The sequence below is a fragment of the Burkholderia sp. 3C genome, from assembly GCF_054589155.1.
On sequence record NZ_BAAILN010000044.1, the window covers coordinates 438565 to 448344 of the forward strand.

The window sequence follows — 9780 nt, forward strand, 5'->3', positions numbered from 1 at the left end:
ATTCGCGAGCATCACGGCCTCGTCGAGCGTGAGGCCCGCGCCGAGCATGGCCGCCACCGTCGCGATCACGGTGTCGCCCGCGCCCGACACGTCGAACACCTCGCGCGCGAGCGCCGGCACGTTCAGCTCGCCCGCGTCGGAGTAGAGCGTCATGCCCTCTTCCGAGCGCGTCAGCAGCAGCGCGTCGAGCGCCAGCGAGGTGCGCAACTCGCGCACGCGTGCGCGCAGATCGTCCTCGGAATGCCAGCGGCCCACCACCTCGCGCAATTCGGCGCGATTCGGCGTGATCAGCGAAGCGCCGCGATAGCGCGCCCAATCGGTGCCCTTCGGATCGACCAGCACCGGCAGCCCGGCCGCGCGCGCGTTGGCGATCATCGTCGTCACGTGCGTGAGGCCGCCCTTGGCGTAGTCGGACATCAGCACCACGCCGTGCGTGGGCAGCAGCGTGTCGAAGCGCGCCAGGCCGGCCAGCAGCACTTCGTGCTGCGGCGAGGCCTCGAAATCGACGCGCAGCAATTGCTGCTGCTGCGCGAGCACGCGCAGCTTGATGGTGGTCGGCAGTTGCGCGTCGCGTTCGAGGTGCGTCTCGACGCCGCTCTCGCCGAGCAGGCCGACGATGCGCTCGCCCGGCTCGTCGGTGCCGACCACGCACAGCAGGCCCGCATTCGCGCCCAGCGTGACGATGTTGCGCGCCACGTTGGCCGCGCCGCCGAGCCGCTCTTCCTGGCGCTGCACGTGCACCACCGGCACCGGCGCCTCGGGCGAGATGCGGTTCACGTTGCCGAACCAGTAGCGGTCGAGCATGACGTCGCCCACCACCAGCACGCGCGACTTCGCCAGCCGCTCGCGCGACACCGTGGCGACGTTCGATGCGGCCTCAGCCGCGCGCGGAGGATTGAGCTGCGACATGCGGACGTCCGATTGCGTGGTAATCGATCCCGAGTTCGGCCAGCGCCTCGGGTTCATAGAGATTGCGGCCGTCGAAGATCACGGGCGCATTCAGCACCGATTTCAGATGCGCGAAATCGGGGCTCTTGAATTCCTTCCATTCGGTGACGACGACCAGCGCATCGGCGCCCGTCACCGCCTCTTCCTTGGTGGCGACGAAGCTCAGGCCCGCCAGCGCGGCCTCGTTGCCGGCGAAGTCGAGCGCGAACACGCGCCGCGCCTCGTCGATCGCGACCGGATCATAGGCGCGCACCGAGGCGCCGCGCTCCAGCAGCGAGGCGATCAGCGTGCGGCTCGGCGCCTCGCGCATGTCGTCGGTGTTCGGCTTGAACGCGAGGCCCCACACGGCGAAGCTGCGGCCGGCCAGATCGGTGCCGAACTGCTTTTCGATCTTCGCGAGCAGCACGCTTTTCTGTGCGTGGTTGACGGCCTCGACGGCGTCGAGAATGCGCAGCGGCTGGCCGTTTTCGGCGGCGGTGCGGATCAGCGCCTGCACGTCCTTCGGGAAACACGAGCCGCCGTAACCGACGCCCGCGTAGAGGAAGTGATAGCCGATACGCGGATCGGAACCGATGCCGCGCCGCACCGATTCGATATCGGCGCCGACGCGCTCGGCCAGGTTCGACATCTCGTTCATGAACGAGATGCGCGTGGCCAGCATCGCATTGGCCGCGTACTTGGTGAATTCGGCCGAGCGCACGTCCATGTAGAGGGTGCGTTCGTGGTTGCGGTTGAACGGCGCGTAGAGCTTCTTCATCTTCTCGCGCGCGATCGTGCCGGCGGCATCGTCGTCCACACCGATGATGATCCGGTCGGGCCGCATGAAATCCTCGACGGCCGCGCCTTCCTTCAGAAACTCGGGGTTCGATACCACCGAAAAACGGTGCAAGTCGCTATCCGCCAGACCACGCGCGGCCAACGCCTGCTCGACCACGCCGCCGACGCGCTGGGCCGTACCGACCGGCACCGTCGACTTGTCGACGATCACCTTCGCGCCGGCCATGTAGCGGCCGATGTTGCGCGCCGCTTCGAGCACGTATTGCAGGTCGGCCGAGCCATCCTCGTCGGGCGGCGTGCCGACCGCGATGAACTGGATCTCGCCATGCGCGACGCTCGCCTCGATGTCGGTCGAGAACGTGATCCGGCCGGCCGCGCGCGTGCGCGCGATGATTTCCTGCAGCCCCGGCTCGTGGATCGGAATGCCGCCGTTATTGAGGATCTCGATCTTGCGCGGATCGACGTCGAGACAGAACACGTCATGGCCGATCTCCGCGAGGCAGGCGCCCGTGACGAGACCGACATAGCCGGTGCCGATGATGGTGATTTTCATAGGTTTCCCGGTGATTCGTTCCGGAGGTTGAGCAGAATTCCGTGCCTACTAATTCGAGACGCCGGCTTCGACGCGCCGCGGTGCGTAGGTTTCCCAGCCGCTGCAGCCCGGGCATTGCCAATAGAACAGCCGCGCCCGGAACCCGCAGTCGTGGCAGGTATAGCGCGGCAGGTTCTTGGTGCGCTGCTTGACCAGCGTGCGCATCATCTCCAGCTCCGCCCGCCGCGGCTCGTCGGCCGTGGCGATCTGGGCGTCAAGCAGGTGGAGCATACCCGACAGATTCGGCGCCTTCTGCATCTGGGTGCGCGCCAGCGTATGCGCGACATCGGCACCGCGCAACTCGGACACGTACTGGAACACCACGTCGAGCAGGTCGTTCGACGGATAGCGATCGGCATAGCCGGTCAGCAACGCCGCGCCCTCGGCGGCACGGTCGAGCGCCAGATACGACTTCATGAGCTTCTCGGCCACCAACGGCAGATACGCGGCGTTCTGCTGCTCGACGCGCTGCCAATGGCCGATCGCGGCCTCGTGATGGCCGGCCGCCGCGGCCACGTCGCCCGACAGGATGGTGGCACGCACGTTCTGCGGATTGACGGCGAGCGCGTCGCGCAACTGGCTGCCGGCCGCCTCGGCGTTCTTCTTCGCCAAGGCCTCCTGCGCCAGTTCGCAATGAAACTGCGCGATTTCCGTGGCCAGCGAGCCGCCGTCCATCGATTCGATCTTGCCGGCTGTCTGGATCGACTTGTTCCAATCCTTCTCGATGCCGTAGATCGTCAGCAGCGCACGCTGCGCGCCGAGCGCGTAATCGCCGTCGGCCAGCATGTGGAACGATTCCTCGGCGCGGTCGAGCAGGCCGGCCTTGAGGAAATCCTGGCCCAGTTCGTAGAGCGCGTGGTCGCGTTCGTTGACGGGCAGGTCGTTGCGGTTCAACAGATTCTGATGCACCCGGATCGCGCGATCGGTTTCACCGCGGCGGCGAAACAGGTTGCCGAGCGCGAAGTGCAGTTCGACCGTTTCGGGATCGAGCTTGGCCACCTCGATAAACGCATCGATGGCTTGATCGGGCTGCTCGTTGAGCAGGAAATTGAGGCCGCGAAAATACGAGCGCGGCAGGCTGGCGCTTTCGGACAGCAGCTTCTTGAGGTCGTAGCGCGACGCCATCCAGCCGAATGCGAACGCAACGGGGATGGCCAGCAGCCACCAGAAATCCAGATCCATGAGGTATCGAAGCAATGCCGGGCCCGCGCAAGGCGGCCCGGCTAATCGTTAAATGACGGGCGGCATCGGTTGATCGATCACCACCGGCGTTTCCCGGGCCGAGCGCAGGTCGCGCTTCAGGCGACCGTTTTCGAGGCGCATTCGCAGCACGGCCGGCAGCGCCGACAACAGGCCGGCAACCAGGCCCACGACAAAGAACGCGAGGCCGATCAGGATCAGCGGCGCCTGCCAGGCATAACCGGCAAGGAAATTGAGCGTGGTGCTTTGCGTATTGGCCAGCGCCAGTACGAGCAACAGCACGAACACCAGCACACGGATCAGCCAGACAACGAATTTCATGAAGCCCTCCTGTGATGTTGCGCGGGCGGCATCCTGCCCCGCCGCGTCTGAAGTGCCCGTATTGTAATGGAAGCGTTTCGCGATCCGTGAATCCGATCTTGGGCAGCCTGCGCCATCGCACGCATCGCGATGCGCTTCGCATTCCGATGCGTCGCCAACCGCGGCATCGCAGTGGCGTGGCGAACCGGAAACGGCGAGCAATAAAAAAAGCGCCCCGAGGGACGCTTTTTACAGCCATGCCAGCGGGCAGGGCTTCGGGCGATGACGCTTACTCATCGTCGCCGCTGTCGTTCTTCAACGGTTCGCCGGCGCGGCCATCGACGCGTTCACGCAATTCCTTGCCGGGCTTGAAGTGCGGTACGAACTTCTCGGGTACCTGCACTTTCTCGCCCGACTTCGGATTGCGGCCCACGCGAGCCGGACGGCGGTTGAGACCAAAGCTGCCGAAGCCGCGAATTTCGATGCGATGGCCTTTCGCCAGGGCGTCAGACATCGCATCGAGCATCGTTTTCACCGCGAAATCCGCATCCTTGAGGACAAGTTGCGGAAATCGCGTTGCCAACTGGGCGACCAACTCTGATTTGGTCATACTTCAGCAGACCTCGCGAGGCTTACTGGTTCTGGCCGTCGAGCTTTGCCTTCAGCAGCGCGCCGAGGTTCGTCGTGCCGCTTGCTGCTGCGCTGACTTCGGTTTGCATGCCGCGGATGGCTTCTTGCTGCTCGGCCGAATCCTTCGCCTTGATCGACAGGTTGATGCCACGCGACTTGCGATCGATGTTGATCACCATGGCGTTGACCTTGTCGCCTTCCTTCAGCACGTTGCGAGCATCTTCCACGCGGTCTTGCGAGATTTCCGAAGCGCGCAGGTAGCCTTCGATATCGCCCGACAGCGTCACGACTGCACCCTTCGCGTCGACCGTCTTCACGACGCCGTCGACGATCGAGCCCTTGTCGTTCATGGCAACGTAGTTGCTGAACGGGTCGCCTTCGAGCTGCTTGATACCCAGCGAGATGCGTTCCTTCTCGACATCGATACCCAGAACGATGGCTTCGACTTCGTCGCCCTTCTTGTACTTGCGAACGGCTTCTTCGCCCGTCTCGCTCCAGGACAGATCCGAGAGGTGGACCAGGCCGTCGATGCCGCCCGGCAGACCGATGAACACGCCGAAGTCGGTGATCGACTTGATTGCGCCCGTGATCTTGTCGCCCTTCTTGAAGTTGCGGCTGAAGTCATCCCACGGATTCGGCTTGCATTGCTTCATGCCGAGGCTGATACGACGACGATCTTCGTCGATTTCCAGGACCATGACTTCGACTTCGTCGCCGAGCTGAACAACCTTCGACGGGGCGACGTTCTTGTTTGTCCAATCCATTTCGGATACGTGGACCAGGCCTTCGATGCCCGATTCCACTTCGACGAATGCGCCGTAGTCGGTGATGTTCGTGACCTTGCCGAACAGGCGCGTGCCCGACGGGTAACGGCGCGAGATGCCTTCCCACGGATCGTCGCCCAGTTGCTTGATGCCCAGCGAGACGCGGTTCTTCTCTTGGTCGAACTTGAGGATCTTCGCGGTGACTTCCTGGCCAACCGAGAGGACTTCGCTCGGGTGACGCACGCGACGCCATGCGATGTCGGTGATGTGCAGCAGGCCGTCGATGCCGCCCAGATCCACGAATGCGCCGTAATCGGTGATGTTCTTGACCACGCCGTTGACGATCGCGCCTTCCTTCAGCGTTTCGAGCAGCTTGGCGCGCTCTTCGCCTTGGGTCGCTTCGATGACGGCACGGCGCGACAGCACGACGTTGTTACGCTTGCGGTCGAGCTTGATGACGCGGAATTCGAGCGTCTTGCCTTCGTACGGGGTCGTGTCCTTGACCGGACGCGTATCGACCAGCGAACCCGGCAGGAACGCGCGGATGCCGTTGACCATCACGGTCATGCCGCCCTTCACCTTGCCCGTGATGGTGCCGGTGACGAGTTCGTTGTTGTCGAGAGCCTTTTCCAGCGAGAGCCACGAGGCCAGGCGCTTGGCCTTGTCGCGCGACAGGATCGTGTCGCCGTAGCCGTTTTCCAGCGCGTCGATCGCGACGGAAACGAAATCGCCCGACTGAACCTCAACCTCGCCCTGATCGTTCAGGAATTCCTCGATGGGAATGTAGGCCTCGGACTTGAGACCCGCGTTGACGACCACGAAGTTGTGGTCGACACGGACGACTTCGGCGGAGATCACTTCGCCGGCGCGCATGTCTTGACGGGTCAGCGACTCTTCGAACAGGGCCGCAAAGGATTCGGTATTCGGGGTGGAGGTTTGCAGATCGGACATAAAAATCGAATTGTGCGTGGTGTCGCGCCGTCTCGTACCTCGGCCACCTGGCCGGGTTGGCGGAGCGAAAGCCACACGGGGTTAAGGGTTGAAACACGCTTTCGGCACCGGCCCTTGCCGGCTGCTCGAAGCACCTGCTGCCACTACGGGTACTGCCAACTGCATACGTTGCTCAGACGACGGAACCGAATGCTTCCCGATGCCACGCCAGAACCTGTTCGACCGCTTCTTCGACCGACAGGCCCGACGTATCGAGCAGCTTCGCATCCGCCGCGGGCTTGAGCGGCGCGGCCGCGCGGTTGCTGTCTCGCGCGTCCCGCTCACGCAAATCCCGGAGCAAGTCATCTATATTAGCAGAAAAACCTTTTTGCATCAATTGCTTATGTCGGCGCGCGGCACGGGCCTCGACGCTCGCGGTCAGGAACACCTTCAGGCCCGCGTCCGGGAAGATCACGGTGCCCATGTCGCGGCCGTCCGCGACCAGCCCCGGGGTCTTGCGAAACGCCCGCTGACGCGCCACCAGCGCGGCGCGCACGGTTTGGTGGACGGCGATCGCGGAGGCGCGGTTACCCACCGCCTCGGCGCGGATCTGGTCCGACACGTCCACACCGTCGAGCTGGGCGCAGCCCTCGCGGAACGTAATGTGCAGGTCGTCGATCAGCTTCGCCAGCCCCGGCTCGTCGTCGGGTTCGATCCCGTAGCGCTGGCTCGCGAGCGCCGCGAGCCGGTACAGCGCGCCGCTGTCGAGCAGGTGAAAGCCGAGGTGCGCGGCGACCAGCGCGGCAACCGTGCCCTTGCCGGACGCGGTGGGGCCGTCGATCGCAATGACGGGCGTGGGATGGAAAGGTCGAGTCGATTTCATCTGAACAAACGTGCCTCGGGGGCTCAGGGCTTCGCGAGCGCGGTGAAGCGGTCGAAATAATCGGGGAAGGTCTTGGCGACGCACTTCGGATCGTTGATGCGCACCGGTACGCCGCCGAGGCTCACGAGCGAGAAACACATCGCCATGCGGTGATCGTCGTAGGTATCGATGGCCGCGTTCGGCAGCAGCACGGTGGGCGGCGTGACGACCAGGTAGTCGGCGCCCTCCTCCACGGTCGCGCCGACCTTGCGCAGCTCGATCCCCATCGCGGCGATCCGGTCGGTTTCCTTGACGCGCCAGCTCGCGATGTTGCGCAGCGTGCTCGGGCCGTCGGCGAACAGCGCGGCCACCGCGATCGTCATGGCCGCATCGGGTATCAGGTTGAAATCCATGTCGATCGGTTCGAGCCGGCCGTGATCGTGGCCGATGCCGCGCACTTCGATCCAGTCGTCGCCCATCGACACGTTGGCGCCCATCTGCATCAGCGCGGCCGCAAAGCCGACGTCGCCCTGGATGCTGGCGCGGCCCACGCCCTCGACGCGCAACGGGCCACCGCCCAGCGCGCCCGCAGCGAGGAAATACGAGGCCGACGAGGCGTCGCCCTCGACCATGATCGTGCCCGGCGAGCGGTAACGCGCGGCCGGCACCGTGAAACGCGCCCAGCCGTCGCGCTCGACCGTCACGCCGAAGCGCGCCATCAGCTTGATGGTGATCTCGATATAGGGCTTCGAGATCAGTTCGCCGTCGATCTCGACGACGCTCGCGCCGCCCGGCGTGCCGACCAGCGGCAGCGTCATCAGCAGCGCGGTCAGGAACTGGCTCGACACGTCGCCGCGCACGCGGATCGGCGCATCGACGGCAATCGCGGCCGGGCGGATGCGCAGCGGCGGATAGCCTTCGTTCTGCTCGTAGTCGATCGCGGCGCCGATCTGGCGCAGCCCGTCGACGAGATCGCGGATCGGCCGTTCATGCATGCGCGGCACGCCGTGCACGCGGTAATCGCCGCCGTTGACGGCCAGCGCGGCGGTCAGCGGGCGCACCGCCGTGCCGGCGTTGCCGAGGAACAGGTCGGCGGTCTTGACCGGAAACGCGCCGCCCGTACCGGTTACCACGCAGGTGTCGCCGTCGCGCTCGAGCGGCACGCCAAGCGTGCCGAGCGCCGCGAGCATCACGCGCGTGTCGTCGGAATCGAGCAGGTTGGTGATCGTCGTGGCGCCCTCGGACAGCGCGGCCAGCAGCAGCACGCGGTTCGAGATGCTCTTGGAGCCGGGCAGACGGACCGTGCCCGACGCGCGGGAATACGGGCCGAGATCGAGGAATTCCATATGAAGCCTGTAGAGATCCGGTTAAGACTGAACGGGGCCGGCAGCCGGCTTGCCGCCGCGCTCCTGCCAGGCCGTGCGCGCGGCGCGCGAACGGACGAACACGGCTTCGAGCGCCGCGCCGTCGCCGGCGTCGATGGCCGCGCGCAAGCGCCCGAGCACCTGCGTGTAGGCGTCGAGTTCGTCGAGCAACGCCGCACGGTTCGCCACGCAGACATCGCGCCACATTTCGGGGCTCGATGCGGCGATCCGCGTGAAATCGCGAAACCCGCCGGCCGCGAACGAGAATTTCAGTTCCGCATCCGATTCGCCGAGGATCTGCTCGACCAGGGCGAACGACAGCACGTGCGGCAGATGGCTGACGGCCGCGAACACGCGATCGTGCTGCTCGGGCGCCATGGTGCGGACCACGGCGCCGGTGGCCTGCCACATCGACTCGATGCGCGCGACCGACGCCGGCGCGTTCTCGGGCAGCGCACAGATCACGACGTTGCGGCCGACATACAGATCGGGCAGCGCGGCCTCGACGCCGCTCGATTCGCGCCCGGCGATCGGGTGGGCCGGCACGAACTGCGCGATTCGCGCGCCGAGCGCCTCGCGCGCGGCAGCGACCACGTCCGACTTGGTGCTGCCGGCGTCGGTCACGATCGTGGCCGGATCGAGGAACGGCGCGATGCGCGCGAGCAGCGGGCCGGTTTGCGCGACCGGCACGGCCAGCAGCACCACGTCGGCGCCATCGAGCGCGGCGCGCAGTTGCGCGTCGTCATCGAGCGCGGCGATGGCATCGACCACGTCGAGCTCGCGGGCGCGTTCGACCGAGGCGGGCGAGCGGCCCACACCGATCACGCGGCCGGCCTGCACGGTGCCGCGCTCGCGCAGCGCGCGGGCGAGCGAGCCGCCGATCAGGCCGACGCCGAACACCACCAGTTTGTTGAACGAAAAGTCAGACACGGCAGCCGCCTGGTAAAAACGCGCGGGCACCAGCCCACGCGCGAAATGAACGAACGGCCTTGCGTCGCGGCACACGCGGGCAAAGCCGCGGCGCGTCAGCGTGCGCGCGGGTACGAACCGAGGACCTTCAGGAACGCGGCCTTGCCGCCCAGTTCCGTCAACGCCGCCGCCACCTGCTCGCTGTCGCGGTGGCCTTCGATGTCGATGTAGAAGTAGTACTCCCAGGTGCCGACGCGCGCCGGCCGCGATTCGAAGCGCGTCATCGACACGCCGTGCCGTGCGAGCGGTTCGAGCAGCTTGAACACGGCGCCCGGCTCGTTCTTCACCGAGACGATCAACGAGGTCTGATCGCAACCGCTGGGCCCGGTCGGCGCCTTGCCGATCACGACGAAGCGGGTGCGGTTGTGCGGATCGTCCTGGATCATCGAGTAGGCGATCTGCAGGCCGTAATGCAGCGCCGCGCGATCGCCGGCGATCGCCGCG

The 9780-nt window shown here is 65.9% G+C and carries 10 protein-coding genes; all 10 read right to left on the reverse strand.

All coding sequences use genetic code 11. The annotated features are described in order from the left end of the window. Positions 1-909: D-glycero-beta-D-manno-heptose-7-phosphate kinase (gene rfaE1, locus ACYP33_RS08365; RefSeq protein WP_459620920.1), on the reverse strand; the 909-nt coding region annotated here is incomplete at its 3' end. Then, positions 878-2278, reverse strand: coding sequence for a UDP-glucose dehydrogenase family protein (locus ACYP33_RS08370; protein ID WP_459620922.1), 1401 nt, complete (start codon positions 2276-2278; stop codon positions 878-880). The genes ACYP33_RS08370 and rfaE1, both read right to left, overlap by 32 nt. A gap of 48 nt (positions 2279-2326) precedes the next feature. After that, entirely contained in the window at positions 2327-3499 is a 1173-nt protein-coding gene (gene lapB, locus ACYP33_RS08375) for a lipopolysaccharide assembly protein LapB (protein WP_414444221.1), read from the reverse strand. A gap of 48 nt (positions 3500-3547) precedes the next feature. Next, entirely contained in the window at positions 3548-3838 is a 291-nt protein-coding gene (locus ACYP33_RS08380; RefSeq protein WP_414444220.1) for a LapA family protein, read from the reverse strand. 268 nt (positions 3839-4106) lie between these two features. Next, the gene (locus tag ACYP33_RS08385; RefSeq protein ID WP_414444219.1) at positions 4107-4427 is read right to left on the reverse strand and encodes an integration host factor subunit beta; all 321 of its coding nucleotides are present in this window, start codon (positions 4425-4427) and stop codon (positions 4107-4109) included. 22 nt (positions 4428-4449) lie between these two features. Then, complete coding sequence (gene rpsA, locus ACYP33_RS08390; RefSeq protein WP_414444218.1) at positions 4450-6162, reverse strand: 30S ribosomal protein S1; 1713 nt, start codon at positions 6160-6162, stop codon at positions 4450-4452. Positions 6163-6334: 172 nt separating this feature from the next. Beyond that, positions 6335-7024, reverse strand: coding sequence for a (d)CMP kinase (gene cmk, locus ACYP33_RS08395; protein ID WP_459620925.1), 690 nt, complete (start codon positions 7022-7024; stop codon positions 6335-6337). A gap of 23 nt (positions 7025-7047) precedes the next feature. Continuing rightward, positions 7048-8349: a 3-phosphoshikimate 1-carboxyvinyltransferase gene (gene aroA / locus ACYP33_RS08400; protein ID WP_459620927.1), complete on the reverse strand. Its 1302-nt coding sequence runs from the start codon at positions 8347-8349 to the stop codon at positions 7048-7050. Between the two features lie 21 nt (positions 8350-8370). Further along, the gene (locus ACYP33_RS08405) at positions 8371-9297 is read right to left on the reverse strand and encodes a prephenate dehydrogenase (RefSeq protein WP_459620929.1); all 927 of its coding nucleotides are present in this window, start codon (positions 9295-9297) and stop codon (positions 8371-8373) included. Positions 9298-9392: 95 nt separating this feature from the next. Continuing rightward, positions 9393-9780, reverse strand: a 388-nt coding sequence (locus ACYP33_RS08410) for a prephenate dehydratase (protein ID WP_459620931.1), incomplete at its 5' end; no start/stop codon positions are given.